This window comes from Azospirillum formosense (assembly GCF_013340925.1).
GTDB lineage: Bacteria > Pseudomonadota > Alphaproteobacteria > Azospirillales > Azospirillaceae > Azospirillum > Azospirillum formosense.
Genome location: NZ_WHOR01000059.1, coordinates 1 through 24,623 on the forward strand (window position 1 = coordinate 1; position 24,623 = coordinate 24,623).

Consider the following 24,623-nt stretch of genomic DNA (forward strand, 5'->3'; position numbering starts at 1 on the left):
CTCCCCCGTGTGGGGAGAGGGGCTTTTTGCAGGGGTGGCAGAGCTTTACACCATGCCGGAGCGGGTGAAGGGCAGGTGGTGCAGCCGCTTGCCGGTGGCGGCGAAGACCGCGTTGGCGACCGCCGGGGCGGCGGTCGGCACGCCGGGCTCGCCGACGCCGGTCGGACGGGCGGTGGAGGGGAGGATGTGCACCTCGATCGGCGGCATCTCCGAGTTGCGGAGCGGCTGGTAGCCGTCGAAGTTGCTTTGATCCACCACACCGCCGGTCAGCGTGATCTCGTCGCGCAGCGCGTGGCCGATGGCCCAGCCGGTGCCGCCGGAGACCTGCGCCTCGACGATGTTGGGGTTCACGACCTGCCCGCAATCCACCGCGCAGACCACGCGGTCGATGGTCACGCGGCCCTGCTCGTCCACGGAAACCTCGGCGACGTGGGCGACGAAGCTGCTGAAGCTCTCGTGCACGGCGATGCCGCGGCCCTTGCCCTTGGGCAGCGGCTGGCCCCAGCCGGCCTTCTCCGCCGCCAGCTTCAGCACGCCCTGGAGGCGCGGGTGGTCCTTCAGCATCTCCAGCCGGAAGGCCACCGGGTCCTTGCCCGCCGCCGCGGCCAGCTCGTCGATCATCACCTCCTTGGCGTAGGCGGTGTGGGTGTGCCCGACCGAGCGCCACCACAGGGTGGTCACCGGCGACGGCGGGGAATGCAGATCGACATGCAGATTCGGCACCGCGTAGGCCATGTCCGAGGCGCCCTCGACCGCGGTCGCGTCCACGCCGTTCTTGACCATGAAGCCTTCGAACAGGGTGCCGATCATGAAGCTCTGCCCGACGATGCTCTGCCGCCAGGCCACCAGTTTGCCGGAGGCGTCCAGGCCGGCCTTCACCTTGTGCAGGAACAGCGGGCGGTAGCGGCCGCCGCGGATGTCGTCCTCGCGCGTCCACACCAGATGGACCGGCGCCTTGCCGCCATAGGCCTTGGCGATGGTCACCGCCTCCGCGATGTAGTCGGCGTCCGGGGTGGCGCGGCGGCCGAAGCTGCCGCCCGCCCAGACGGTGTTGATGACCACCTGCTCCGGCTTGCAGCCGAGGATGCCGGCGGCGACCTTCTGCTCGACCCCCTGGAACTGCGAGCCGGCCCAGATGGTGCAGCCGCCGTCGGGAGTCAGTTCCACGGTCGCGTTCAGCGGCTCCATCGGGGCGTGGGCGAGGTAGGGAAAGACGAACTCCGCCTCCACCACCTTGGCGGCGCCGGCCAGCGCCTTCGCCGCGTCGCCGGTGTCGGTGGCCACGTTGCCCGGCTGGTCGGCCAGCTTGCGGTAGTCGGCGAGCATCTCCTCGGTGCCGCGCATCTCCGCCTTGGCGTCGTCCCACTCCACGGTCAGCGCCTCGCGGCCCTTCATGGCGGCCCAGGTGTTCCTGGCGACGACCGCGACGCCGGCCGGCAGGGTCAGCACCTCCAGAACGCCCGGCACCTGCTTCGCCGCAGCGGCGTCCACCGACTTCACCGTGCCGCCGAAGCGGGGGGAGCGGGCCAGCACCGCCGTCACCTGGCCGGGGCGGCGGATGTCCATGGCGAAGATCGCCGTGCCGTCGGTCTTGGACACATGGTCCAGCCGGTGCAGCGACGGGTTGCCGATGAGTTTGTAGTCCTTGGCGTCCTTCAGCGCGACGTTCTGCGGGACGGGCAGCTTCGCCGCGTCCTCCGCCAGTTCGCCGAAACGGGCGCTGCGGTTGGAGGCGGCGTGGCGGACGACGCCCTTTTCCACCGTGACGGACGAGGCCGGAACCGACCAGCGCGCCGCGGCGGTGGCGACCAGCATGGCGCGGGCGGCGGCGCCGGCCATGCGCAGCTCGTCCCAGCTGTTGGCGACGGCGGTGGAGCCGCCGGTGCCCTGGATGCCGAAGAAGTGGTTGGCGTAGAGCGCGCCGTCCGCCGGGGCGAAGGCGCCGCGCATCTGCGCCCAGTCGGCGTCAAGCTCCTCCGCGACGATGGTGGTCAGGCCGGTCATGATGCCCTGGCCCTTGTCCAGATGCTTGACCAGCACGGTGACCGTGTCGTCGGCGGCGATGCGGATGAAGGCCTGCGGGCGCGGGTCCGCCGGGCCGACCACCTTGGGGGCGGCGGCCTCGCTGGCGAAACCGGTCCGGGGGAGCATGGCGCCGAGAACCAGGGCGCCGCCGGCCCCCTTGAGGAAGCCGCGGCGCGAGGGGGAGGCGACGTCCGCCGCCGCCTGCTTGATGAGCTGGTTCAGCATGGCTCAGGCCCCCATCGCCTTGGCGGCGTCCTTGATGGCCGCGCGGATGCGCGGGTAGGTGGCGCAGCGGCAGACGTTGCCGTCCATCGCCGCGTCGATGTCGTCGTCCGTGGGGTTGCGGTTGTCGGTCAGCAGCGCCACGGCGCTCATGATCTGGCCGGACTGGCAGTAGCCGCACTGCACCACGTCGAGCTTCTGCCAAGCGGCCTGGACGGCCTGGGCGACCGTGCCGGACACGCCCTCGATCGTGGTGATTTTCGTGCCGGCGGCGGATTCCGCCGGGGTCTGGCAGGCGCGGATCGGCGTGCCGTCCATATGGACGGTGCAGGCGCCGCACTGGGCGATGCCGCAGCCGAACTTCGTGCCGGTCAGGTTCAATTCGTCCCGCAGGACCCACAGAAGCGGCATGTCGCCGGGCACGTCGACGTCCCGGTCCTGCCCGTTGATGTTCAAACGAATCATCGGATGATCCCTGTCTCTCGACCTTGCCTGTCGGGTATTATGGTGCGGGCCTTCGGCGGGCAATTCCTGCGTGAATCCCAGCTTCGAAAAGACCGTGTGCAGTGTGGTCCCGTTCGGCGGGCGTGGCAAACATCCCAGTGTGGGAGTTGGTCTTCCGCGGAAGCGCCGGCCCTATCCGTTCGTTCGGCCCGCAAACGTGACCACGACCATCCTAACCGCTTCGCTGCGAGCCGAATAGCCGGTACAATCCGCTTGAGCTTATGAATGTGGTGCATGAATGAACCGGAACGACCTCAGCGATCTGGCGGCCTTCGCCGTCGTGGCGGAGGAGGGGAGCTTCACGCGGGCGGCGGCCCGGCTGGGCATGTCCCAATCCGCGCTCAGCCACGCCATGAAGGCGCTGGAGGACCGGCTCGGCCTGCGGCTGCTGGCCCGCACCACCCGCAGCGTGTCCACGACGGAGGCCGGGCAGCGGTTGCTCCGCACCCTGCGGCCGGCGCTGGACGACATCGCCGCCGGGCTGGCCGCGGTGGGGGAACTGCGCGAGAAGCCCGCCGGCACGCTGCGCATCACCACCGGCAAGCACGCCGCCGTGCGGGTGCTGTGGCCCGTGCTGTCGCGCTTCCTCGCCGACTACCCGGAAGTGCAGGTGGAACTGTCCATCGACAGCAGCCTGACCGACATCGTGGCCAGCCGCTTCGACGCCGGGGTCCGGCTGGGCGAGCAACTCGAGAAGGACATGATCGCGGTGCGCATCGGCCCCGACATCCGGGCGGCCATCGTCGGGGCGCCCTCCTACTTCGCGCAGCACCCGGTGCCCTGCGCCCCGCAGGATCTGGCCGGGCACGACTGCATCAACTACCGCTTCACCACGTCCGGCGCCGTCTATGTCTGGGAGTTCGAGGAGGACGGGCACCCGGTGAACGTTCGCGTGTCGGGATCGCTGGTGTCCAACGACATGGACGTCATCATGGCCGCCGTCCTGGACGGGCGAGGGCTGGCCTACATCTTCGAGGACGAGGTGGCGACGCACATCGCCGCCGGGCGGCTGGTCCGCGTGCTGGACGACTGGTGCAAACCCTTCCCCGGCTATTACCTCTACTATCCCAGCCGCCGGCAGATCCCGCCGGCTCTGGCTGCGCTGGTGGATGCGCTCCGCTATCGACTGTAGCGACCGTGCAACTTGCGCATGCCGATTCCGCGCTCCAGACGGATCCGAAAAAGGATTATTAACGTACCAAAAGATTAAGGTAATCGGATCAAGCGGCGTCGAGCCGCCGGAACGGGATGAACGCCGGATGATGCGTGTGTATGCCTGCATAACCCAGCAGCACGATCTGTGGCTCGTGCTGCTGGCAGGGGCGGTCTGTGGATTCGGTGCCTGGGTGTCCCTGAACCTCGCCCGCCGCGCCGCGGCGGCGGTGGGACGGGCGCGCTGGGGCTGGCTGGCCGGTGCCGCGACGGCGACCGGTGGCGGCGTGTGGGCAACCCACTTCATCGCCATGCTGGCCTTCCAGACGAGCCTGCCCACGGGCTACGACGTCGGCCTGACGGTTTTGTCGAGCCTGATCGCCATCGGCGGCGCCGCGGTGGGCATCCGCCGCGCCATCGGCGGCGGGCGGCTGGCCGCCCCGCTGGGTGGCGCCATTGCCGGGGCGGCGGCGACGGCCATGCATTTCACCGGCATGGCGGCGCTCCAGGTGCCGGCCAACCTGCATTACGATCCGGCTTATGTCGCGGTGGCGCTGGGCCTGGGCGTCCTGCTGGCCGGGGCGGGCTTCACCGCCGCTCTGCGGACCGGGTCGCTGAAGGGGCTGGCAACCGGCGCGGCCCTGCTGGCGCTGGGCATCTGCGGGCTGCATTTCACGGGCATGGCCGGCGTCACGCTGATCCCCGACCCGCTGCACGATATGTCCGAAGCGATCATGGAGCCTGGCCTTCTGGCGGTCGCCATCGCGGTGACGGCCACGGTGGTGATGGCGCTGGGCCTCGCCGGGGCCATCGTCGACCAGCGGCTGGCCGCGCGCACGGCGCACGAGGCCGCCCGTCTGCGCGCCAGCGAGGAGCGGTTTCGCCAGCTCGCCGACGCCACGACGGAAGGCATCGTCATCCACCGCGACGGCGTGGTCCTTGACGTCAACCGCGCCATGGCGGAACTGCTGGGCAAGCCGTCGGCGGATTTCATCGGGCAATCCATGCTGCGCTTCGTGGTGCAGAACCGCCGCTCCGACATCGAGCGCAAGCTGGCCCAACCGACCTCCGAGCGGGTCGAGCTGGACCTGCTGCACGACGACGGCACGCTGGTGATGGTGGAGGCGCACGGGCAGGACATCACGCACGAGGGCCGGCCCGCCCGCGTCGTCGCCGTCCGCGACATCCGCGAGCGCAAGCGGGCGGAAGAGCGCATCCGCCACATGGCGCACCACGACCTGCTGACCGGCCTGCCCAACCGCTCCCTGTTCCTCGACCGGCTCAACGGCGCGCTGACCAGCGCGGGGCGTGCCCGCACCGGGGTGGCGGTGCTCTATCTGGATCTCGACCGCTTCAAGGCGGTGAACGACCTGCTGGGCCACCCGGCGGGTGACAGGCTGTTGCAGGAGATGGCGCGCCGCATGCTGGAGGCGGTGCCCAGCCACGACACGGTGGCGCGGCTGAGCGGCGACGAGTTCGCCGTGCTGCACCGCATCGCCCAGCCGGGCGAGGCGCTGGCCCTGGCCGACCGGCTGGTCAAGTCGCTGGGCACGCCCGCCGAGCTGGACGGTCAGCGCATGGTGGTCGGGGCGAGCGTCGGCATCGCCCTCTTTCCGCAGGACGGCGGCGGGGCGGAAGCGCTGCTCCAGCACGCCGACACCGCGCTCTACCGCGCCAAGTCGGAGGGGCGGGGCACCTTCCGCTTCTTCGAGGCGGAAATGGACGAGCGGCTGCAGGCCCGCCGCGGCCTGGAGCGCGACCTGCGTCAGGCGCTTAGCGACGGCGCGCTCAGCGTCCATTACCAGCCGCTGGAGGATTGCCGGACGCACCGCGTCCTGGGGTTCGAGGCGCTGGTGCGCTGGAAACATCCGGAGCGCGGCATGATCCCGCCGTCGGAGTTCGTGCCGCTGGCCGAGGAGAGCGGGCTGGTCATGCAGCTCGGCGAGTTCGTTCTGCGCACCGCCTGCCGGGACGCCCGGGCGTGGCCCGATCCGGTCCAGGTGGCGGTGAACCTGTCGCCGGTCCAGTTCCGCCATTCCGACCTCCCGGCCTCCATCCTCGGCATTCTGGAGGAGGAGGGGCTGCCGCCGCACCGGCTGGAGATCGAGGTGACCGAGGGGGTGATGATCGACGACACCGAACGCGCCCTGGCGGCGCTGACCGCGCTGAAGACCGCCGGGGTGCGCATCGCGCTCGACGATTTCGGCACGGGTTACTCCAGCCTCAGCTACCTTCAGAAATTCACTTTCGACAAGCTGAAGATCGACCGCTCCTTCGTCCAGCTGATGGCAGAGAACCGCGAGTCCCTGTCGATCATCCGCACCATCCTGGCGCTCGCGAAGAGCCTGGACATCGCGGTCACGGCGGAGGGCGTTGAGACGGAGGAGCAGCGGACCCTGTTGAAGAACGAGTCCTGCAACCAGCTCCAGGGCTATCTGATCGGGCGCCCGGTCCCGGCGTCCGAGCTGGCGCGCTTCTACGAGCCGGCGTGAGGCGCCACTCCAGGCGCCATTCCGGACGTTTTTCGCGGCGTGGCGCGGGTCAGCGGATCTCGATGAGGTCCGTCAACTCGCGCACGACCAGTTCCAGGCTGTCGGCCACGGCCTCGCACGACACCCGCTCCTCCGGGGTGGTGAAGTCGGCGGAGCGCAGGGTGGCGATCTGCTCCTTCAACCGGCCGATGTAGGCGATCAGCTTTTCTTCCATGCCCGGACCCCGTGGTGCGAGAGGCTTCCCGCAACCATAACAGGCGAGTTGGGGCTTTGGCGCTGGAATTCTCCGCCGGCGGGTTTGCGGAGTGGGGACGGCCGGCTGAACGAAGTCCGAGAGCGGTTCACGAACCGATCAGCGCCTCGACCTCGCGGATCGCGGCATCGGCGGGAATGCGTTCCATCTCGCGACCGCCGAAGGCGGCGGCGGTCAGCACCGTCCCCCGTGTCACCTTGGGGCGCAGCTTCTCCGCGATGGTCGGGCCGTAGAGGGTCAGCAGCGGCACGTCTGCGAGGCCGAACAGGTGGCTGGTCCCGCTGTCGTTGGCGACCGCCGCCGCGCAACGCCGGGTCAGCGCGATGGTGCGCACCGGGGAATAGCGCGGCTCGGCCAGTTCGGCGTCCTGGAGCGGGAACAGCGCCTGCGGCACGGCGGCGCGCAGCCCGGGCAGCCAGTCCAGCTCCGCCGGGCCCAGGATGAAGACCGGCACCCGCCCGCCGGCGACCTGGGCGCGGGCCAGTTCCACGAAGCGGTCCAGCGGCCAGCATTTCACCCGCTTGCCCGCCCCCGGCGCGATGGCGACGTAGCCCGGCCCGTCGGGCAGGACGGCGCGCGCCTCGGCCTCGGCCTCGGCCGGGATGGGAACGGCCATGTCCAGGGGGGGGCGCCGCCCGCCGGCGACCTCCAGCAGGTCGAACAGGCGGTCCAGCACATGCCGCGGCTCCGTGTAGCCGGGCGGTGGGCGGCGGTCCGACAGGCGGTAGCCGGCGCAGGCCGAGACGAACAGGTCGTGCTTCAGCCGCCGCGCCAACAGCGTCCGCCAGGGCAGGGACTGGGTGTCCAGCACCAGGGAGAAGCGGTCGCGGATGGGCATGGGCTTCAGCAGGCCGAGCGGGCTGCGCCCGATGCCGGTGTCGGCGCGGAACTCGTCGATCAGCCCGTCCATCATCGGGCGCAGCGTGGTCGCCAGATGGGTGCCCTCGGTGGTGATCCAGGTGATCCGGTGGTTCGGGAACAGCCCCCGCAAGGCGCGCACGAAGGGAATCTTGATGAGCGCGTCGCCGATCAGCTCGCCATGGGTGAAAACGGCGAGCGACGGGGGGCCGGCGCGGTCGGTTGCGGGCATGCGGAAGCCTCGGGAGGATGCGGCCAAGCGGACGCCGGACTATAGCGGCCCGCATCCGGCGGCGGAACCCTCCGCGTCGGCCGGGCCTACAGCTCCGCGTTCAGGCCCGACGCCGACAGCTCGACCGGGCGCACGGCGTGGCCGGAGGGGGCGTAGAGGCCGTCGCTGGCCGCCTTCTCCAGCGCCACCAGAAGGCTGCGGTTGATCGACAGCACGGCCTTGCGCATGGCGACCAGCCCCGCCGCGTTGTCGTTGATGGCGCGGTCCAGCCGCTCCACCCGCTCCAGGATCATCGCGCGCAGGTCGTCGTTCAGCCGCAGCGTGCCCGTCTGCGCCTGGGTCATGATGCCGCCCAGGCGGTCGGCCATCGCCTGCTTGCGCCGGGCGTAGACCTCCAGCCCCTCCAGATCGCCGGCGGCGAGCGCCGCCGTCTCCTCGTCCAGCAGGACGCTCAACTCCGCCACCGTGTCGAGGAACTCGGTCATCACCACGGCGGTCGGCCCGTCGGCCAGCGCGGGACCCTCGGGTTCCGGTGCGGCGACGGGGGTCGCGTCCGCCTCCGGCTTGGCGTCGGGGGCGAATTCGCGGATCAGGTCCTTGAAACGGCGGCTCATCCCTTGGTTCCTTCGCTCGTCTGGCCGTAGAGGCGGGCCACGTCGGCCTCGACCATGCGGCCGATCCCCAGCGTGCCGGCCTCGGCGATGGCCTTGCCGTATTCCTGGAGCATGAAGCTGCGCCACGTCCGCTCGCCCTGGCCGCCGCCGAAGGCGCTGCCGGTCTCGATGCTGGCGAACATGGATTCCAGCATCTGCCCGACCATCAGCGCCTCGAACTCCTGCCCAGCCTTCTCGGCGGATTGGTTTTGGGTGGCGGGCTTCGCGGCTTGGGTGGTTGTGGAAAGGGGGGAGATGTCCATCGTGTCGTCGTCCGGCCGGAGGTGTCAGATGATTTCCAGATCGGCGTGCAGCGCGCCCGCCGCCTTGATCGCCTGGAGGATGGCGACCATGTCGCGCGGCCCTACGCCCAGCGCGTTCAGCCCGTTGACGAGCTGCTGCAGGCTGACGTTGCCGCCGATGGTCACGAACTGGCGCCCGTTGCCCTCCTGCACCTGCACGTCGGTGCGCGGCACCACCACCGTCTGCCCGTCGGAGAAGGGCTGCGGCTGGGACACCTGGGGCGTCTCCACGACGCGGACGGTCAGGTTGCCCTGGGTGATGGCGACGCGGCTGATGCGCACGTCGTCGCCGATGACCACGGTGCCGCTGCGCTCGTCCACCACCACCCGCGCGATGCCGTCCGGGCGCACGGTGAGCTGCTCGATGTCGCCGATCAGCCGGGCGACCGCGCCGGTGTAGCGGGGCGGGATGCGCACATCGACGGTGGTCGCGTCCAACACATGGACGGCGCTGCTGCCCAGCCGCACCGCCACCGCGTCGGCGATGCGGTTGGCGGTGGTGAAGTCGGGGTTGCGCAGGGCCATGCGAACGGCGGTCGTCTCGTCCAGCGCGAATTTCAGCTCGCGCTCGACGATCGCGCCGTTGGCGATGCGGGCGCTGGTCGGCACGCCCTTGGTCACGTTGGCGGCCACCCCGCCCGCCGAGAAGCCGCTGACCGACAGCGACCCCTGGGCCACGGCGTAGGCCTGCCCGTCGGCGCCCAGCAGCGGCGTGACCAGCAGCGTGCCGCCGAGCAGGCTGGTGGCGTCGCCCAGCGCCGACACGGTGATGTCGATGGTCGTGCCCTGGCGGGCGAAGGGCGGCAGCGAGGCCGTGACCATCACCGCCGCGGCGTTGCGGGTGCGCAGCACCTCGTCGCGGGTGTTGATGCCCAGCCGCTCCAGCATACCCTTCAGGCTCTGCTCGGTGAAGGGCGTGTTGATCAGCCGGTCGCCCGAGCCGTTCAGCCCGACCACGAGGCCGTAGCCGATCAGCTGGTTGCGGCGCACCCCGTCGAAGGTGACGAGGTCCTTCACCCGCGTCTGGGCCAGCGCATCGCCCGCCACGGCGGCGGCGCCCAGCAGGCAGGCCGCGGCCAGCGCTGCCACGCGGAGGGCTCGGCGGATCGGACCTTGCGTCATCAGACCGTCTTTCATCATCCCGTGGGGAAGAGGCTTCCTACAGGTAATTGGCGAGGCTCATCCGGGCGATGCGGGCGGTGGCCGCCGCGGTCGCCTCGATCTGCACTTCGAGCTGGTTCATGCGCAGGCTGGCCTCCGCCGGATCGACGCTTTCCATCGCGTCGAGCTGGTCGTTGAGGACGCGCAGCTGCGTCGTGTTCATCGCCGCGATGTCGTCGAGCTGCGCGCGGTGGATGCCGAGTTGTGCGGTGGCGTCGCGCACCCCCTCGATGCCGCCCGACACCTTGGCGACCGCGGCCTCCATGTAGGGCTTGTAGGCGTCCAGCGGCAGTTGGCTGGTGTCGACGCTGGCCAGCATGTAGAGGCCCTGGAGCAGGTCCCGCATGGCCGGGTCGTTGGCCTGGATGCCGTAGGGGATCTCGGTCGTGCGGTCGGGTCGGGCGCTGAGGCGCGGCGCGGTCGAGGGTGCCCCCTGGTAGAATCCGCCCTCGAAGCCGAACGGCGAGGCCGACGGTGCGGCGAACAGGTCGTCCAGCGCCGCCACGGCGGCGGCGGTCTCGGCCGGGGTCTGCGGCGACGCGGTCCCCCCGGTGGCCGCGGCGATGGCGTCCTGCACGATCTGGATGGGCGATGGCAGGCCGGAGTCGTCGCCCTGCACGGCGCGCATGGGGGCGGCCTTCACCTCCACCCCGCCGAACAGGTAGCCGTTGCCGGAGGAGGCGTTGAGCATGCCCACCACCTGCTCCAGCATGGCGCGGGCCCGCACCTGGAGCGAGCTGCCGGTGGGCGAGGGCTGGCCCAGCCCGACCGAGGCGGCGGCCAGAACGTCCTGCCCGGCGGACAGGATGTTGGTCAGCGCGCTGTCCATGGTGCCCAGCCGCCCCTGCAGCAGGGCGGTGGACTTCAGGGTCTGCTCGGTCTCGTCATACAGGTTGCGCAGCGCGATGGCCTGGCCGGTGCGCGCACCCAGCGCCTTGGCGACGTCGAAATGCTTGCCGCTGGCGATCTCGTCGTTGTTGCGCAGCCGTTCGAGCTGAAGCTCGGTGTTGGCGGTTTGCAGGCGCTTGGAAAGGCCGAGGGTGGAGACGGCGTTGTAGAGCATGGCGTCAGTTCCGGATCTGGAGCAGCGTGTCGAGCATCCGCCCGGCGGCCTGGAGCACCTGGGCGCTGGCGCCGTAGCTCTGCTCGATCAGCAGCAGCTTCTGCATTTCGTCGTCGACGTTCACGCCGTCGCGGTTGAGACGCGCCGATTGCAGCGCGTCGGCGCTGATCTTGCGGGTCTTCATCTCGGACTCGGCGGTGGTGCGGTAGCCCTGCTGGGTGGAGACCATGCCGGTGGCGTAGTCGCCCAGCGTGGCCGAGGAGGGCAGGTCCGCCGCGGTGAAGCTGCGGGTGGCGGAAAAGGCGTTCAGGAAGCGGTCGATCTGCGTGGTGTCGCCCGACGCCAGCGGAGCGCCCGCCTGGACGCCGCTCTGCACCATCCAGGGATTGCTCCGCACGCTGCCGTTGACGGCGATGCGCGAGGCCAGCCCTTCCGTCGTGCCGTAGGCGGCGCCGGCGTCGGTGAACAGGCCGGGCTGGGTGGGGTCGGCCTCCGCCGCCTGGAACTGCTGGACGATGCCCGCCGCTAGCTCGTCGAGCTGGGCCAGCGCCCTTGGCATGTCCTGATAGGCAGTCTGGACATAACCCATGATGCGCCCGCTCTGGATGTCCTGGTCCGGGTTGTCGGAGATGATCTTGCCGCCGGCCACCAGATCGCCGCCGACGAGCTGAAGCGGCTGGGCGCCCACGGGAAGCTCGCGGTCGAGCAGCGTCTGGCCGTTGCGGGTCATCACCACCACCTCCCCGCTCTCGCGGGTGTGGGTGCGGATGCCGATCTCGCTCGACACCTGATCGAGCAGCCGGTCGCGCTCGTCCATCAGGTCGCCGGTCTCGGCGCCCCTGGCCTTCTGGGTGGCGATGGCGCTGTTCAGCTCCCCGATGCGGACGAGCGAGCGGTTGACCTCGTCGACGGAGGACTGGAGCCGTGCCTTGGCGTCGGTCTGCACGGTGATGGCGGCGGCGGCGGTGTCGTGCAGGCGGCGAACCAGCGATTCCGCGGAATCCACCACGGCGGTGCGCGCCGCCTCGTTGTCCGCCTGGTTGCGGAGCTGGCTGAAGGACTGCTGGAGTTTCGCCAGCGCGGTGGAGACGGACCGCTCGTCCTGCGGCTGGCCCAGCGCCGTGGCGTAGTCGGCCAGCGCCGAGGCGCGGGTTTCCTGCGCGGTGTAGCGGCTCTGCTCGAACCGGGCGTCGCGGATCAGGAACTCGTCCACGCTGCGCAGCACGCCGTCGACGCGCACGCCCTGGCCGCGCCCGCCGCTGATCGCGGTGGAGACGGCCAGATCCTTGCGGACGAAGCCCGCGGTGGTGGCGTTGGTGATGTTGTGCGAGACCAGCGCGGCTTGCTGCTGGGTCGCGCGCAGCCCGGACAGGGCGGCGCTGAGGGCCAGTTGGAGGCTCATGGCGGGCTATCCCCTTTCCCGTCCGTCAGCGCTTCAGACGGGTGGTCTCGTCCACCATCTCGTCGGCGGTGCGCACCAGCGTGGCGTTGGAAGAGTAGGCGCGCTGCGTCTCGATCAGCGACACCAGCTCCTCCGCGATGTCGACGTTCGACTGCTCCAGCGCGTAGCCGGCAACCGAGCCGGCGGTGCCGCTGTTGCCGTTGCTCAGCGTCATCGTGCCGCTGTCGATGCCCAGCGTGTAGGTGTTGCCGTCCTGCGGGACCAGCCCGCCGGGATTGACCACGTCGGCGACCGGCACCTGATAGAGCGGCTGGCGGGCGCCGTTGTCGTAGACGGCCCACAGCGTGCCCGCCTTGTCGATGTCCACGGTGCTGACGCGGCCGGCGCGGGCGCCGTCGCCCATGAACTGCGGCACGTAATCGCCGTTGAGCTGCGTCAGGTTGCCGACCGTCACGTTGACGGTGTCCGGCGTCGGGTTGGCCGGCGAGGTCAGCGTGATCTGCGGCAGGGCGCCCGCCGGCAGGCCGGCATTGGCGCCCGTGGTGTTGAAGGTGACGGTGTTGGTGGACAGCGTCGCGGTGTAGCCGGCGGGCGGCGTGACCGACAGCGTCCATTCGTTCGGGTTGGCCGTCTTCGTCCAGGTCATCGTGACGTCGAGCGGGTTGCCGAGCCCATCGTAGAGCGAGGTGGAGGTGTCGAAGCTGGTGCCGTCCGTGGCCTGGGCCGGCAGGTTGCCGGCGAAGCTCATCTGCGTCGTCTTGCTGCCGCCATAGGCCAGCCCGGCGATTGAGACGGCGCTCAGCCCGTCGAAGCTGCTGCGGTTCACCGCGGGCAGGCTGCCGTCCGGCCCCAGCTTCCAGGCCTGGAGATACTGGCCGGCGCTGTTGCGCAGGAAGCCCTGGTCGTCGGGCAGGAAGCTGCCGGCGCGGGTCAGCGCGTAGCCGGGCGAGGTTCCGGTGGTGCCGGCGTTGTCGGCGACGACGAAGAAGCCGCGCCCCTCGATGGCCATGTCGGTGGCGGACTGGGTGCCCTGGATGGTCCCGTCCTTCAACACCTGATAATGCACGTTGGAGCGGACGCCGCCCGCGGAATAGTTGCTCGTCGAGCCGGAGGAGGTCATCAGCGTCGAGAAGTCGACCGCGGCGCGCTTGTAGCCGATGGTGGCGGAGTTGCTGATGTTGTCCGAAATGGCGGCCATCCGCGAGCTTTGCGCGGACATGCCGCTCACACCGGACCGCATGGCGCTGAACAGGCTCATCGGGAGATCCTCATCTCAAATCGGTTGGGCCGGAAGCGAGCCACGGGATTCTCCGCGATGGACTTCGGAAGGGAGAGTACAGGGCGGCTTTTAAAGCGGATTTAAAGAGCGTATTCAGGCGTTTACTTAAAATTTTCCACTCTTTTGCGGTGATCGTCTGCCGGGCCGGTGGTCGGGGGCGCCTCCTTCCCGTGGGAAAAGGGTGGGACCGAAGTGAGATTGCGGAGGCGGCGAACGGATGCCGCATTGCGCAGATCGACAAATCCGGTCACTGTTGGACCGGTTGTCCTCCATCCATCGAGTGTCCAGAGTGAGCGAAGAGCAAAAGCAGCAGGTTACGGCGGTCGTCAAATGGTACAAGGCCGACAAGGGCTTCGGCTTCGTCCGCTTCGCCGACGGAAGCGGTGAGGCGTTTCTGCATTCCCGGGTTCTCGCCTCGCTGGGCGAGGTGTCGCTGACCGAGGGCACCGGCCTCGTCTGCGACATCGCCGAAACCCCGAAGGGGCCGCAGGTCGTGGCCATCCATTCCATCACCCCCGCCGATCCGGCGGAGGCCAAGCCGGCCCGCGCGCCGAAGCAGCGTCGGCAGCGCCAGATGGAGGCCGGTGATCCCCAGGCCGTGCGCCCCGCCGCCCCGGCGGCCATCCGCGAGCCCAAGCCGCGGCGCGCCGAGCGGTCGGCCCCGGCCCTCATGCCGGTGCCCTCGGGTGAAATGATCTATGGCACCGTGCGCTGGTACAATCTGGACAGCCAGTCCGGCCTGATCGACCCGTGGGACGACGAGACAGGCATCGGCGTCTATTTCGACCGTGCGATCCTGCGCCAGTCCGGGCTGGAAGTGGTGGCCGACGGCGAGGACGTGCGTTTCGTCGCCGTTCCGGGCGACGGCGGCCCGACCGCGCTGCGCGTCGAACTGGTGTGAGCCACGGGAATCAGGCGCCGCCGGGGTCTCCGCCCGGCGGCGCCTGATTCAAATCGGCACCTTGGCTGACGCGATCAGCGGGGGGTGAAGGACCGCGAGGGACGGCGCTCCACGACCACCGGCGGGCGCTGGTCCATGCCGCCGGAGGGGCGGGACGGGTAATGGCCGCGGGATTCGGAGGAGTCCATCCGCCCGGCGGCCTCGCGCACCTCGAAGATGCGGCGTTCGACCGGCAGGCTCTCCGCCAGGACGATGACGGTGTTGAGCGAGATCCGGTCGATCGCCGGCTCCATCCGGTCGGCGCGCAGCCGGCCCGCCTGCACAAGTTCCTCCACCTCGGCTTCCGAGCACTTCAGCCAGGCCGCCGCCTCGGCGATGGAGAGTGACTGGTCGCGCATCGAAGAAGCTCCAAGACTGGGGTGGGGACAGGAAACCGGGTTGCCAATAGGGGTGTACCCGATTTCCGCGCCGAACAACAGGGTGGCGAAAGGGCGTCCCGCCACAAGACGCCCGGGAACCGCTTCTTTTTACTCCTTCGTGACGCTCCGGCAGCGCTGCTGGAGCAGGGTGACGGCCTGGGCGGCCTCGTCGCCCTGCAGCGTGAAGGCCCGCTCGTCCAGCAGCCGCCCGTCGGCGTTGAAGGCGCGGACGAACAGGCCGTGCGCGGTGCTGGTCACCACCGCGTCCACCACGGCGTCCGCCGTCTCGTCGCTCGCCACGTCGATGAAGGAGGCGAGTTCCGCCAACTCGCCGCCGTCCGTCCAATCGGCTTCGGCGATCAGGTCCAGCAGATCGTTCAGACCGCCGGCCGGCTCGCAGCGCTGGACGCGCGGGTCGGCGCCCTGGATGGCCGCCGTGAAGCGGGTCAGCGCCTCGCGGATGCGGGTCTCCTCCGCGGGGTCGAGTTCGGGTTCGCCGTCCTCGCCGATGCGGGCCAGACCGAGGAAATCGGGAACCGCGTCCTCGCCGGCCGCCTCGACGGCTTCCGCCTCCTCCTCGATCAGCCCGACGACGCCGACCAGCCGGGTGCCGGCGTCCGCCGGATCGGCCAGCAGGTCGGCCTCGCGGACGAAGCGCAGCGCCGCGTCGGTCGAGTCCAGCATGCGCAGCAGCAGGGTGCGGCGGTCGGCGGCCTCCAGATAGACCAGCGCTTCCGGCTCCAGCCAGACCGGCAGCAGGCGCGTGTCGGCGGCGGTTTCCAGCAGGCCGGTGGAATCCAGCGCCTCTTCGATGGTTTCCACGGCGGGCGGCTGCGACAGGTCGCCGGACACCTCCACCGCCAGCCAGAAGAGGGTGGCGATCATGTCGTCGCCCTGGGCATCGGTGCGGCGGACGGACTCGGCGATGGTTTCCACCTCGTCCAGGAATTCGGGCTGTTCCTCCTCGCGCAGCTTGTCCAGAGCGGCTTCCAGCACCGCCTGGCGGCCGGCGTCCAGCGTCTCGTCGAGCAGTTCGTCGAAGCGGCGGTCGCTGTTGCGCCAATAGCGGACCAGGCGCTCCGCCGGCGTGCCCGTGAAGGTTCCGGAGGCCGGCTTGTCCGCGCCGTTCCGCCCGTTGCCTGTCTTTGCCATGCTGCCTCTCCTGACTGGTCCGCCGGCGCCGTCGGGCGCGGGGGTGACGATACGGGCAGTGACCGTAGTGGCCGAAGGGCGCGCTGGCAAGCCGTCCTCTTCCGCTTTCAGGGCACTCGTCTCAGGCCACTCGACAGGGGCGCCCGTCCTGCGGCAGGCTGGGGCCCGCAATCATAAGCCGGAGGGCAGGACCCGTGACGACGCGTGATGAGACCGAGGTCCTGCTGGCGGAGCTTCGAAAAGGCTTCGGCGTGGCCTCGAACAGTGAGCTTCTGCACCTGCTGGCCGCGCTGGGGCGGGTCGTGCTGGACGAATCCAGCCGCGACGAGCGCGGCCGCCGCGTGCTGAGGATCGTCGGCAAGGGCGGGCGCGAACGCCAGATCGTGATTTCGGAGTAGGGGGGAAACGCCCTTCCCCGCGCACCGCCGCGGGGAAGGGCGTCTTCATCAGCTTGCGCGGACGCGCTGGAGGAAGCCGGACAGCTCGCGGTTGAGCGCGTTGGCGCCGTCGGCGAGGTCGTGGGCCTTGTCGAGGAGGGTGCGGGCGGCGGTGCCGCTGCGGTCGGCGGCGGCGTTGACGCCGGCGATGGTCTGCGTCACCTCGGTGGTGCCCAGCGCCGCCTGATGGACGTTGCGGGCGATTTCCTTGGTGGCGGCGCTCTGCTCCTCCACCGCCGCGGCGACGGTGGCGCCGATGGCGCCGACGCGGGTGACCACCTGGACGACCGCCTGGATCTCCTGCACGGCTTCGCCGGTCGCGCTCTGGATGCCGGCGGCCTGGGCGGCGATCTCGCCGGTGGCGCGGGCGGTCTGGGCGGCCAGCGCCTTCACCTCGTTGGCGACGACGGCGAAGCCCTTGCCGGCCTCACCGGCGCGCGCCGCCTCGATGGTGGCGTTCAGCGCCAGCAGGTTGGTCTGGCTGGCGATGTCGTTGATGAGGTCGACGACGCGCCCGATGCTCTGCACGGAGTCCGCAAGGCCGCCGATCTGCCCGTTGGCGCGCTCGGCCAGCGTCATCGCCTCGCGGACGATGTTGGTGGACTCGCTGATCTGGCGGGTGATCTCCTCGATGGAGCTGGTGAGCTGCTCCGACGCGGCGGCGACCGTCTCCACGTTGGCCGAGGTCTGCTCGGTCGCGGCGGCGACGCTGGTGGCGAGGCGGTTGGTCTCCTCCGCCGTGGCCGACATGCTGCGGGCGCTCTCCTCCATCTCCGTGGATTCCGCCACGAAGCGGCTGACCACGCTGCCGACGGCCCCTTCGAAGCTGCTGGCGATCTCCTCCAGGGAGCGCTTGCGGTCCTCCTCGGCGCGGCGGGCGGATTCGATCTGCTCGGCCTCCAGCCGGCGCTTGGCGAGGGCGTTCTCGCGGAAGACCTCCACCGTGCGGGCCATGGCGGAGATCTCGTCGCGGCCGCCGGACGGAACCGTCACGTCGAGATCGCCGCCGGCGATCCGCTCCATCCCGCCCTGGAGGGTGAGCAGGCGGCGCACCACCATCCGGCGTACGAAGACCAGGACGACCAGCGCCGACAGCAGCAGGCTGACCACGCCGACCCCGATCTGAAGGATGGTGCCGTTGGACAGGGTCTTTTCGCTCTCCTCGGCGGCGGTGGTGATGGCGCCCTCCTGCGTGTGCACGAGGTTCACGACCGCCATGGACAGCGTTTCGGACAGGCCCAGGTTGTTGGTTAGCAGGTCCCGCTGCGCCTTGAGGATTTCCAGCTCGGCCAGACGGGTGGGGATCAGCCCTTCGGGCTCGACCGAGAGGGTTTCGATCGCCTTCAGCGGTTCGGCCATCGCGTCGCGCGAGGCTTCGGGCAGGCGTCCGGAGTTGGCGACCATGGTGGTCAGGAGAATGCGGGTCTGCGCCTCGATGACCGACAGCCGGTTCAGGTCGGTGCTGGCCGCCGCCTCGGTCAGCAGAGCGCGGACGGCGTTGGCGCCGTCGTCGATGCTGCGGACGACCGTCAGCCGCTCTTCGGTCTGGAAATACTCCTCGCCCGCCTTCAGCCGCTCCTCCGGGGGACGGGTGTCGTCCTGGAAGATGGCGCGCTGCATGTCCACTTCGCTGCTGTGGATCGACTTCCAGGGCGCCGCGAGCTGCGACAGGCGCCGCGTGGCGATGGACACCTGCTCCAGCAGTTGCGTGCGGCGGTCGCTCAGCCCGATCCGCTGGTCCGCGGCCTGGTCGAGCAGCGTGACGTTGGCGAGCATGGCCTGGGCGGCAACGCTGGCGGCGGCGGTTTCGGACTCGCCGCCGGGACGGGAGCCGGCGTTGGCGCTGTTCTGCTCCAACTCGGCCAGATCGCGCAGTTCGCGTTCGAAGTCGTGCCGCTCCATGGCGATGCGCGCCGCCAAGTCCGCCTTCTCCTCCTTGCTCGTGACGGAGCGGAAGGCGGGAGCCAGCGCGTCGATGCGGCCCGCATGCTGGGCCGCCCGCAGGGCACCGACCGCGGACGGCACGGCCTCCGCGGTGATGACCTGCAGCGTCCGGCCGAAGCCGGCGTACCCGGTCAGCGCCACCCCGACGGCGGCGAGCGTGCAGCACATCACGGCGCCGACACCGGTGAACAGGCGCCCCTGAACGCCTCCCAGCCGGCTTGGGCGCACCACCCTATCCTGGGCATTTCCTAACGATTTGGACATCTCATCTCTTCCCCAACGGCGGTCTTGCTTCTCGCCGGCGCCGCCGCACGCCGTCCGCGGCAGGCCTTATCCCTTTCTTCCCGTCAGCCGAGCCAGGCCGTGTGGGCCAGAACCTCGTTCGAGCCCCGCCAGACCATGTCGAGCGCAACATAAGTGATGATCGCAAGACCGATCCAACCAATCCAGCGATGATTGTGCAGGACACGTGCAATTACGTTCGCGGCGGCGCCCATCAACGCCACCGAGAGCAGCAGGCCGAGCACAAGCACGGTCGGATGCTCCTTGGCAGCACCGGCCACCGCCAGCACATTGTCAAGCGACATCGACACGTCTGCCACCACGATCTGCCAGACGGCGGCGGCCACGGAGACGGTGCTGGCGGCGGCCACCGCCGCGCTGCTGCTGAAGGAGGCGGTTCCGGGCAGGACATCCGGGGCATCCAGCGCCTCCTCCGGCGTGATCTCGTCGGCGCCCTGGGAGCGCAACTCGCGGAACATCTTCCAGCAGACCCAGAGCAGCAGCACGCCGCCGGCCAGCGTCAGGCCGATGATGGCGAGAAGCTGCGTGGTCATCAGGGCGAAGATGATGCGCAGGACGATGGCGGCGCTGATGCCCCACAAGATGACCCGGCGCCGCTGCTCCGCCGGGACGGCGGCGGCGGCCATGCCGACGACGATGGCGTTGTCGCCGGCCAGAACGAGGTCGATGGCGACCACCTGCCCGAAAGCGACGAGTTGCGGCCAGAGTTCGGCGGTCATCATGATTCGTCTCCATTGCAGCGGGGCGCCCGGTGATCGGAGCGCCCCGCGATGTCCTGTTTGTGCGGTGGGGGGCGCCCGGTCAGCGCATGAGCATGTGCGGGAGCCAGAGTGAGAAGGAGGGGACGTAGGTGACGAGGAGGAGGGCGAGGAAGAGGGCGCCGTAGAAGGGTGTGATGGAGCGCATGACCTGGCCGACGGAGACCTCGCCGATGGCGCAGCCGATGAACTGGGTGGTGCCGACCGGCGGGGTGTTGAGGCCGAGCGCGCAGTTGATCAGCATGACGATGCCGAACTGCACCGGGTCCATGCCGTACTGCATGGCGATGGGCAGGAAGATCGGCGTGCAGATCAGGATGGTGCTGGCCATGTCCATGAAGGTGCCGAGCAGGAACAGGATGATGTTGATCAGCAGGAAGATGACCAGCGGGTTGGTCGAGATGCCGGCCATCAGCTCGCCGGTGATCTCGGCCACCTGGTACAGCCCCATGATGTACTGGAACATCGTGGAGACGCCGATCAGCAGCAGGACCACGCCGGTGGTCTTGACCGTCTTGGCGGCGGCGGCCAGGAAGTGGTCCCAGGTCAGCGTGCGGTAGACGAAGGTGGTGAGCAGCAGCGCGTAGATCACCGCGATGGAGGCGGACTCGGTGGCGGTGAAGACGCCCGAGGTGATGCCGGCCAGGATGATGACGACGATGAGCAGGCCCGGCGCGGCGGCGGCGAAGGAGCGGCCCAGGATGGACCAGCCGGGGAAGGTGCCGGCGGGGTAGCCGCGCTTGACCGCGACGTAGTAGGCGGCACCGAGGTTGCAGACCATCAGCAGCAGGGCGGGGACGATGCCGGCGGCGATCAGCGCGCCGATGGAGGCTTTGCCGCCGGCGGCCAGCGCGTAGATGATCATGTTGTGGCTGGTCGGCATCAGCGCGCCGACCAGCGCCGCATGGGTGGTGACGTTGACGGCGTAGTCGGCGTGGTAGCCCTCGCGCTTCATCATCGGGATCATCACCGCGCCCATGGCCGAGACGTCGGCGACGGGGGAGCCGGCGACGCCGCCGAAGAGCGTGCAGGCGACGACGTTGGACATGCCGAGGCCGCCGCGGATGTGGCCGACCATGTTCTTGGCAGTGGCGACGATCTTGTCAGCCACACCGCCGTGGAGCATCAGCTCGCCGGAGAAGACGAAGAAGGGGATGGCGAGGAAGGAGAAGACGTTCATGCCGGACATCATCTGCTGGAAGATGACGGCGACGGGGAGGCCCTCGTAGAGGATGGTGCAGAGCGCCGACAGGCCGATGGCGAAGGCCACCGGGATGCCCAGGACGAGGAAGCCGAAGAAGCTGATGGAAAGGATGGTCAGTTCCATGATGGTGCGACCTCCTCGCCGCGGATGATGGCGACGACGTGTTCGATGGCGAAGAGCACGATCAGGACGCCGGAGAGGACGAGCGGGATGTAGCGGACGGCTTCGGAGACGTGCAGGTTGGGGATGAAGTAAGGGGCGACGGAGGTGCCGAGGACCCAGCCGTTGTAGGCCATGCAGGCGCCGAAGACGCCGACGAGGGCGTAGATGACGATCTCGACCTTGCGGCGGATGGCGTCGGGCAGCATGACGAGGAAGGATTCCAGGCCGATGTGCCCGGCGTCGCGCACCCCGACGGCGGCGCCGATGAGGGTGACGTAGAGGACCAGCACGATGGCCAGGCTCTCCGCCCAGGTCGGCGAATCGTTCAGCACGTAGCGGCCGAAGACCTGATAGAACACCACGCCCACGATGGCCATCAGGCCGACCATCGCGACGCACATTCCCGACCACGCCAGCCGCGCGTTCACCCGCGTCAACAGGCGTGGGGCGGCGAGGGGGCGGACCTCTTCCAGTTCAAGTTCGATGCTCATGATGCCGTCCTTCCCGCGGGGGTGCGGCGCCGGCCGGACTTGGCCGGCGCCGCGACCGCGTGCCTTACTTCGTATCCTGGATGCGTTGGACGAGGCCCTGCAGCTTCGGCGTGTTCGCGAACTTGGCGAACACGGGCTTCATGGCGTCGATGAATTCCTGTTTGTTCTTCACGTCGCTGATCTGGGAACCGGCCTTCTCGACGATGGCGCGGGAGGCCTCCTCGCGCTCCGCCCACAGCTTGCGCATGTAGGGGACGGAGTCCTTGGCGGCCTTGCGGATGGCCGTCTGGTCGTCCTTGGACAGGCGGTCCCAGGTGACTTTGGAGAAGACCAGCACCTCCGGCGCCATGGCGTGCTCGGTGCGGGTGAAGTACTTGGCGGCCTCGAAGTGGCGCGAGGATTCATAGGACGGGTAGTTGTTCTCCGCCGCATCGATGATGCCGGTCTTCAGGCCGGTGTAGACCTCGCCCATCGGCATCGGCGTCGGGTTGGCGCCCAGCGCCTCGATCATCGACACGAACAGGTCCGACTGCTGGACGCGGATCTTCATGCCTTTCAGGTCGGCCAGCGACGACACCGGTTTCTTTGAGTAGAGCGAGCGCGAGCCGCTGTCGTAGAAGGCCAGACCGATCAGCCCCTGGCTTTCCATGGCGGCGAGGATCTCGTCGCCGACCGGGCCGTCCAGCACGGCGTGCATGTGGTCGGTGTCGCGGAAGATGAAGGGCAGGGCGACGACCATCGTCTCCGGAACGACGTTGTTCAGCGGCGCCACGTTGATGCGCATCATGTCGAGGCCGCCGATCTTGATCTGCTCGATCGTGTCGCGCTCGTTGCCCAGCGCGCCGTTCGGGTAGACCTTCACGCCGAGCTTGCCGTTGCTGCGCTCGCTCAGCAGCTTGCCCATGTATTTGACCGCCTCGACGGTCGGGTAGTCGCCGGGGTGGATGTCGGCCGACCGGAAGTCGCGGGCCGACACCGGGGCGGCGAGCAGCGCGCCCGCGGCGCAGGCGGCCAGCAGCGCCATGCCGAGGCGACGGAAAGTGTTCTTCATGGACCGTACTCCTGCCTTAGGAGAAGTGCCTGTTGGAGCGGAGGCGGGTCGTCGGCCCGCCGAAAATGGAAAAACGAATAGTTCCAGCGTTCGGAAGAAGCCCCGGCTGTTCGGCTGCGCGCTTCGAATAACAGCGCTGCGAAAGCGGGGGCAAAAAATAATCCCGAAGGGGATGAAGGCGCAAAATCCCGGCGCCATCGGCGCGTGCCGACGGGGGTAAAGCTGGGCGGTTCTTGTCCTTTGCTCCGAAGCGCCCGCGGCGTTCTTCCGCGCGGCTGCCCTAGTGTTGTCCGGTGAGCGGGCGGCGTCGGTTGTTCAAGCCCGTGCCACATCCCGCTGCGCTAGTTATATTAATATATTAGCTTTCAAGGCAAGCGCAAAACGGAGGCCGGAAAGCGTGACGCCAAAATGTCGCAAGCCGGATGGGGATTAAAGCCGGGGCGGGGTTTGCCGCCCCGCGGCGGTGGGTGCGTCGGTGAAGTAAAGCGGTGCGGCGGCGCGCAGATCGTCGATGGCAAGCCGCAATCCGTCGAGATGGACTCCGAGTGCCCGGATGCTCGCCTCGCGGTCGTGGGCGGCGATGGCCTCGACGATGGCGTCGTGCTCGGCGATGACTCTCGCCATCTGGCCGGGGACGGGCAGCGTCAGGCGCCGGCAGCGGTCGACCTGCACCTTCACCTGCTCCACCAGCGCCCAGAAGCCGGGGAATCCGGCGATCTCGGCGAGCAGGGCGTGGAAGCTCTCGTCGGCCTCGTGGAAACCGTCGCGGTCGCCGGCGGCGCAGAGGTCGCGTTGCTCCTCCAGCGCGGCGCGCAGCTGCGCGATGTCGCCGGGGGTGGCGCGGATGGCGGCCATCCGCACGGCGGCTTCTTCCAGCGCCTTGCGGATCACCCCGGCCTCCGGCAGGGCGGCGACCGGGATCAGGGACACATAGGTGCCCGATTGCGGGAAGACGTCGATCAGCCCCTCGTCGGCCAGCCGCAGCACCGCCTCGTGCACGGGGGTGCGGCTGACGCCGTAGGCCGCGGCGATGCGGGCCTCGGCGATGGGTTCGCCGGGTCGTCGGCGCATCGCCAGGATGTCGTTCCGCAGGTCGCGGTAGATGGGAGAGGCGGAGCGCGGCGCGGGCCGGACCGTGGCAAGCCGGCGCTGCCGCGGCGGGGCGGTGAAGGAATCGGATGGCATGTGCCACCTCGTCGGGCGGGCGGGGCGCGCAGACGTTGGCCGGCGCCCCGCAGGACATCATGAAAGCTAATATATTAGTGTTTGCGCCCGATGCTGAGTGGTAAAGTGTGGGACACCTCGGGCGAAGTGTCGCATGTCTCCGTCCCGGCCCGGCGGCGCGTCTCGCGGATCAGGATCAGCAGGCCGCTGGCGATGACGATGGCGGCCCCGGCCAGCACATGGGTTCCCGGCCAGTCGCCCCAGAACAGCCAGCCGAACAGGCAGGCCCAGAGGATGCTGGCGTAGTTGAAGGGGCTGATGACCGCCGCCGGGGCCAGGGCGTAGGCGCGGGTGGCGAAATACTGCGCGCCGCCGCCGACCAGCCCCATCGCCGCCATCAGGGCGAAGCCCTCCGCCGTCGGCATCGTCCAGACGAAGGGCAGGGCGACGGCGCTGAGCAGCGTGGAGAAGGCGGTGAAGTAGAAGACGGTGGTGACCGGCGCCTCCGTCCGCCCCAACTGCCGCATCGCCATCATGGCGAAGGCGTAGGCGACGGCGGCGCTCAGCCCGACCAGCGCGCCGGTGTTCAGCATGCCGCTTCCCGGCTGCACGATGACCAGCACCCCGGCGAAACCCACCGCCACCGCCCCCCAGCGGTAGGGGCCGACCCGTTCGCCCAGCACCGGAACGGACAGCGCGGTCAGGAACAGCGGGGCGGAGAAGGACAGCGCCACCGCGTCGGCCATCGGCATCAGGTGGTAGGAGAGGAACAGCAGCACCATCGAGGTCAGGCCGATCGCCGCCCGCCAGAAATGGCCGCCGAGATGCTCCGTGCGCAGGCTGCGCCAGCCGCCGGCGCGGGCCAGCATGGCGGTTGCGGGCAGCAGGGCGAAGGCGTTGCGGAAGAAGGTCACCTCGGCCAGCGGGTAGTCCGCCGCGAGATGCTTCGCCAGCGCGTTCAGCACCGCGTAGAGGAACACCGCCAGCAGCATGGAGACGATGCCCCGGCTCCTATACACAACCCCGAGCCCCCGCGAAT

At 69.6% G+C, this 24,623-nt stretch carries 23 protein-coding genes; 4 read left to right on the plus strand and 19 right to left on the minus strand.

Translation table 11 applies throughout. The features are described 5' to 3' along the window. Positions 1–45 precede the first annotated feature (45 nt). On the minus strand, positions 46–2,250 hold the full coding sequence (locus GBZ26_RS10445) for a xanthine dehydrogenase family protein molybdopterin-binding subunit (RefSeq protein WP_174438771.1): 2,205 nt from the start codon (positions 2,248–2,250) through the stop codon (positions 46–48). 3 nt (positions 2,251–2,253) lie between these two features. After that, positions 2,254–2,712 carry a (2Fe-2S)-binding protein gene (locus GBZ26_RS10450; protein ID WP_014199673.1) on the minus strand — a complete coding sequence of 153 codons (459 nt, stop codon included), beginning with the start codon at positions 2,710–2,712 and terminating at the stop codon, positions 2,254–2,256. Between the two features lie 277 nt (positions 2,713–2,989). On the opposite strand from GBZ26_RS10450, the gene GBZ26_RS10455 reads away from it, so the two are divergent. Together GBZ26_RS10455 and GBZ26_RS10460 are read left to right on the plus strand one after the other, a co-directional pair. After that, positions 2,990–3,883: a LysR family transcriptional regulator gene (locus GBZ26_RS10455; protein WP_174438772.1), complete on the plus strand. Its 894-nt coding sequence runs from the start codon at positions 2,990–2,992 to the stop codon at positions 3,881–3,883. Positions 3,884–4,010: 127 nt separating this feature from the next. Further along, complete coding sequence (locus GBZ26_RS10460; RefSeq protein ID WP_174438773.1) at positions 4,011–6,395, plus strand: bifunctional diguanylate cyclase/phosphodiesterase; 2,385 nt, start codon at positions 4,011–4,013, stop codon at positions 6,393–6,395. 49 nt (positions 6,396–6,444) lie between these two features. Here GBZ26_RS10460 and GBZ26_RS10465 read toward each other — a convergent pair whose 3' ends face one another. The 8 genes from GBZ26_RS10465 to GBZ26_RS10500 form a co-directional block, all read right to left on the minus strand. Next, complete coding sequence (locus GBZ26_RS10465; protein WP_014199676.1) at positions 6,445–6,609, minus strand: hypothetical protein; 165 nt, start codon at positions 6,607–6,609, stop codon at positions 6,445–6,447. A 127-nt stretch (positions 6,610–6,736) separates the two neighbouring features. Continuing rightward, the gene (locus GBZ26_RS10470) at positions 6,737–7,738 is read right to left on the minus strand and encodes a glycosyltransferase family 9 protein (protein WP_174438774.1); all 1,002 of its coding nucleotides are present in this window, start codon (positions 7,736–7,738) and stop codon (positions 6,737–6,739) included. Positions 7,739–7,824: 86 nt separating this feature from the next. After that, a complete protein-coding gene (locus tag GBZ26_RS10475; RefSeq protein WP_174438775.1) occupies positions 7,825–8,352 on the minus strand; it encodes a flagellar protein FlgN in 528 nt (175 codons plus the stop codon). Continuing rightward, positions 8,349–8,654, minus strand: coding sequence for a rod-binding protein (locus GBZ26_RS10480; protein WP_174438776.1), 306 nt, complete (start codon positions 8,652–8,654; stop codon positions 8,349–8,351). Before GBZ26_RS10480 ends, GBZ26_RS10475 begins: the two co-directional genes overlap by 4 nt. A gap of 24 nt (positions 8,655–8,678) precedes the next feature. Beyond that, positions 8,679–9,833: a flagellar basal body P-ring protein FlgI gene (locus GBZ26_RS10485; RefSeq protein ID WP_211104687.1), complete on the minus strand. Its 1,155-nt coding sequence runs from the start codon at positions 9,831–9,833 to the stop codon at positions 8,679–8,681. Between the two features lie 19 nt (positions 9,834–9,852). Then, positions 9,853–10,917: a flagellin gene (locus GBZ26_RS10490; RefSeq protein ID WP_174438778.1), complete on the minus strand. Its 1,065-nt coding sequence runs from the start codon at positions 10,915–10,917 to the stop codon at positions 9,853–9,855. Between the two features lie 4 nt (positions 10,918–10,921). Then, a complete protein-coding gene (gene flgK, locus GBZ26_RS10495; RefSeq protein ID WP_174438779.1) occupies positions 10,922–12,319 on the minus strand; it encodes a flagellar hook-associated protein FlgK in 1,398 nt (465 codons plus the stop codon). 25 nt (positions 12,320–12,344) lie between these two features. Further along, on the minus strand, positions 12,345–13,577 hold the full coding sequence (locus GBZ26_RS10500) for a flagellar hook protein FlgE (RefSeq protein WP_040137954.1): 1,233 nt from the start codon (positions 13,575–13,577) through the stop codon (positions 12,345–12,347). A 310-nt stretch (positions 13,578–13,887) separates the two neighbouring features. Between GBZ26_RS10500 and GBZ26_RS10505 the strand changes: the two genes are divergently transcribed. Continuing rightward, positions 13,888–14,499, plus strand: coding sequence for a cold shock domain-containing protein (locus GBZ26_RS10505; protein ID WP_174438780.1), 612 nt, complete (start codon positions 13,888–13,890; stop codon positions 14,497–14,499). Positions 14,500–14,573: 74 nt separating this feature from the next. On the opposite strand, the gene GBZ26_RS10510 is transcribed toward GBZ26_RS10505, so the two are convergent. Next, positions 14,574–14,897 (minus strand): hypothetical protein, encoded by a 324-nt coding sequence (locus GBZ26_RS10510; protein ID WP_014199685.1) that lies wholly within the window; start codon positions 14,895–14,897, stop codon positions 14,574–14,576. Positions 14,898–15,026: 129 nt separating this feature from the next. After that, a complete protein-coding gene (locus tag GBZ26_RS10515; protein ID WP_174438781.1) occupies positions 15,027–16,070 on the minus strand; it encodes a hypothetical protein in 1,044 nt (347 codons plus the stop codon). A gap of 194 nt (positions 16,071–16,264) precedes the next feature. Between GBZ26_RS10515 and GBZ26_RS10520 the strand changes: the two genes are divergently transcribed. Next, positions 16,265–16,468 (plus strand): hypothetical protein, encoded by a 204-nt coding sequence (locus GBZ26_RS10520; RefSeq protein WP_174438782.1) that lies wholly within the window; start codon positions 16,265–16,267, stop codon positions 16,466–16,468. A 48-nt stretch (positions 16,469–16,516) separates the two neighbouring features. Here the strand turns inward: GBZ26_RS10520 and GBZ26_RS30860 are convergent, their stop codons facing one another. From GBZ26_RS30860 to GBZ26_RS10555, 7 genes are all read right to left on the minus strand, one after another. Continuing rightward, positions 16,517–18,679, minus strand: a complete 2,163-nt coding sequence (locus GBZ26_RS30860) for a methyl-accepting chemotaxis protein (RefSeq protein ID WP_174438783.1) — start codon at positions 18,677–18,679, stop codon at positions 16,517–16,519. Positions 18,680–18,798: 119 nt separating this feature from the next. Further along, positions 18,799–19,476: a YjbE family putative metal transport protein gene (locus GBZ26_RS10530; protein WP_174438784.1), complete on the minus strand. Its 678-nt coding sequence runs from the start codon at positions 19,474–19,476 to the stop codon at positions 18,799–18,801. Positions 19,477–19,555: 79 nt separating this feature from the next. Next, positions 19,556–20,839, minus strand: coding sequence for a TRAP transporter large permease (locus GBZ26_RS10535; protein ID WP_174438785.1), 1,284 nt, complete (start codon positions 20,837–20,839; stop codon positions 19,556–19,558). Beyond that, positions 20,830–21,369: a TRAP transporter small permease gene (locus GBZ26_RS10540; protein WP_174438786.1), complete on the minus strand. Its 540-nt coding sequence runs from the start codon at positions 21,367–21,369 to the stop codon at positions 20,830–20,832. Before GBZ26_RS10540 ends, GBZ26_RS10535 begins: the two co-directional genes overlap by 10 nt. A 64-nt stretch (positions 21,370–21,433) precedes the next feature. After that, on the minus strand, positions 21,434–22,420 hold the full coding sequence (locus GBZ26_RS10545; RefSeq protein ID WP_174438787.1) for a TRAP transporter substrate-binding protein: 987 nt from the start codon (positions 22,418–22,420) through the stop codon (positions 21,434–21,436). Between the two features lie 429 nt (positions 22,421–22,849). Beyond that, on the minus strand, positions 22,850–23,605 hold the full coding sequence (locus GBZ26_RS10550; protein ID WP_174438788.1) for a GntR family transcriptional regulator: 756 nt from the start codon (positions 23,603–23,605) through the stop codon (positions 22,850–22,852). A 74-nt stretch (positions 23,606–23,679) separates the two neighbouring features. Next, entirely contained in the window at positions 23,680–24,576 is an 897-nt protein-coding gene (locus tag GBZ26_RS10555; RefSeq protein ID WP_247884795.1) for a DMT family transporter, read from the minus strand. Between the last annotated feature and the right edge of the window lie 47 nt (positions 24,577–24,623).

Bases quoted from the DNA above. Each gene is read 5' to 3' on its own strand.
- GBZ26_RS10445 (WP_174438771.1), bottom strand. From the start codon at position 2,250: ATGCTGAACCAGCTCATCAAGCAGGCGGCGGCGGACGTCGCCTCCCCC.
- GBZ26_RS10450 (WP_014199673.1), bottom strand. From the start codon at position 2,712: ATGATTCGTTTGAACATCAACGGGCAGGACCGGGACGTCGACGTGCCC.
- GBZ26_RS10455 (WP_174438772.1), top strand. From the start codon at position 2,990: ATGAACCGGAACGACCTCAGCGATCTGGCGGCCTTCGCCGTCGTGGCG.
- GBZ26_RS10460 (WP_174438773.1), top strand. From the start codon at position 4,011: ATGATGCGTGTGTATGCCTGCATAACCCAGCAGCACGATCTGTGGCTC.
- GBZ26_RS10465 (WP_014199676.1), bottom strand. From the start codon at position 6,609: ATGGAAGAAAAGCTGATCGCCTACATCGGCCGGTTGAAGGAGCAGATC.
- GBZ26_RS10470 (WP_174438774.1), bottom strand. From the start codon at position 7,738: ATGCCCGCAACCGACCGCGCCGGCCCCCCGTCGCTCGCCGTTTTCACC.
- GBZ26_RS10475 (WP_174438775.1), bottom strand. From the start codon at position 8,352: ATGAGCCGCCGTTTCAAGGACCTGATCCGCGAATTCGCCCCCGACGCC.
- GBZ26_RS10480 (WP_174438776.1), bottom strand. From the start codon at position 8,654: ATGGACATCTCCCCCCTTTCCACAACCACCCAAGCCGCGAAGCCCGCC.
- GBZ26_RS10485 (WP_211104687.1), bottom strand. From the start codon at position 9,833: ATGATGAAAGACGGTCTGATGACGCAAGGTCCGATCCGCCGAGCCCTC.
- GBZ26_RS10490 (WP_174438778.1), bottom strand. From the start codon at position 10,917: ATGCTCTACAACGCCGTCTCCACCCTCGGCCTTTCCAAGCGCCTGCAA.
- flgK (WP_174438779.1), bottom strand. From the start codon at position 12,319: ATGAGCCTCCAACTGGCCCTCAGCGCCGCCCTGTCCGGGCTGCGCGCG.
- GBZ26_RS10500 (WP_040137954.1), bottom strand. From the start codon at position 13,577: ATGAGCCTGTTCAGCGCCATGCGGTCCGGTGTGAGCGGCATGTCCGCG.
- GBZ26_RS10510 (WP_014199685.1), bottom strand. From the start codon at position 14,897: ATGCGCGACCAGTCACTCTCCATCGCCGAGGCGGCGGCCTGGCTGAAG.
- GBZ26_RS10515 (WP_174438781.1), bottom strand. From the start codon at position 16,070: ATGGCAAAGACAGGCAACGGGCGGAACGGCGCGGACAAGCCGGCCTCC.
- GBZ26_RS10530 (WP_174438784.1), bottom strand. From the start codon at position 19,476: ATGATGACCGCCGAACTCTGGCCGCAACTCGTCGCTTTCGGGCAGGTG.
- GBZ26_RS10535 (WP_174438785.1), bottom strand. From the start codon at position 20,839: ATGGAACTGACCATCCTTTCCATCAGCTTCTTCGGCTTCCTCGTCCTG.
- GBZ26_RS10540 (WP_174438786.1), bottom strand. From the start codon at position 21,369: ATGAGCATCGAACTTGAACTGGAAGAGGTCCGCCCCCTCGCCGCCCCA.
- GBZ26_RS10545 (WP_174438787.1), bottom strand. From the start codon at position 22,420: ATGAAGAACACTTTCCGTCGCCTCGGCATGGCGCTGCTGGCCGCCTGC.
- GBZ26_RS10550 (WP_174438788.1), bottom strand. From the start codon at position 23,605: ATGCCATCCGATTCCTTCACCGCCCCGCCGCGGCAGCGCCGGCTTGCC.
- GBZ26_RS10555 (WP_247884795.1), bottom strand. From the start codon at position 24,576: ATGCTGCTGGCGGTGTTCCTCTACGCGGTGCTGAACGCGCTGGCGAAG.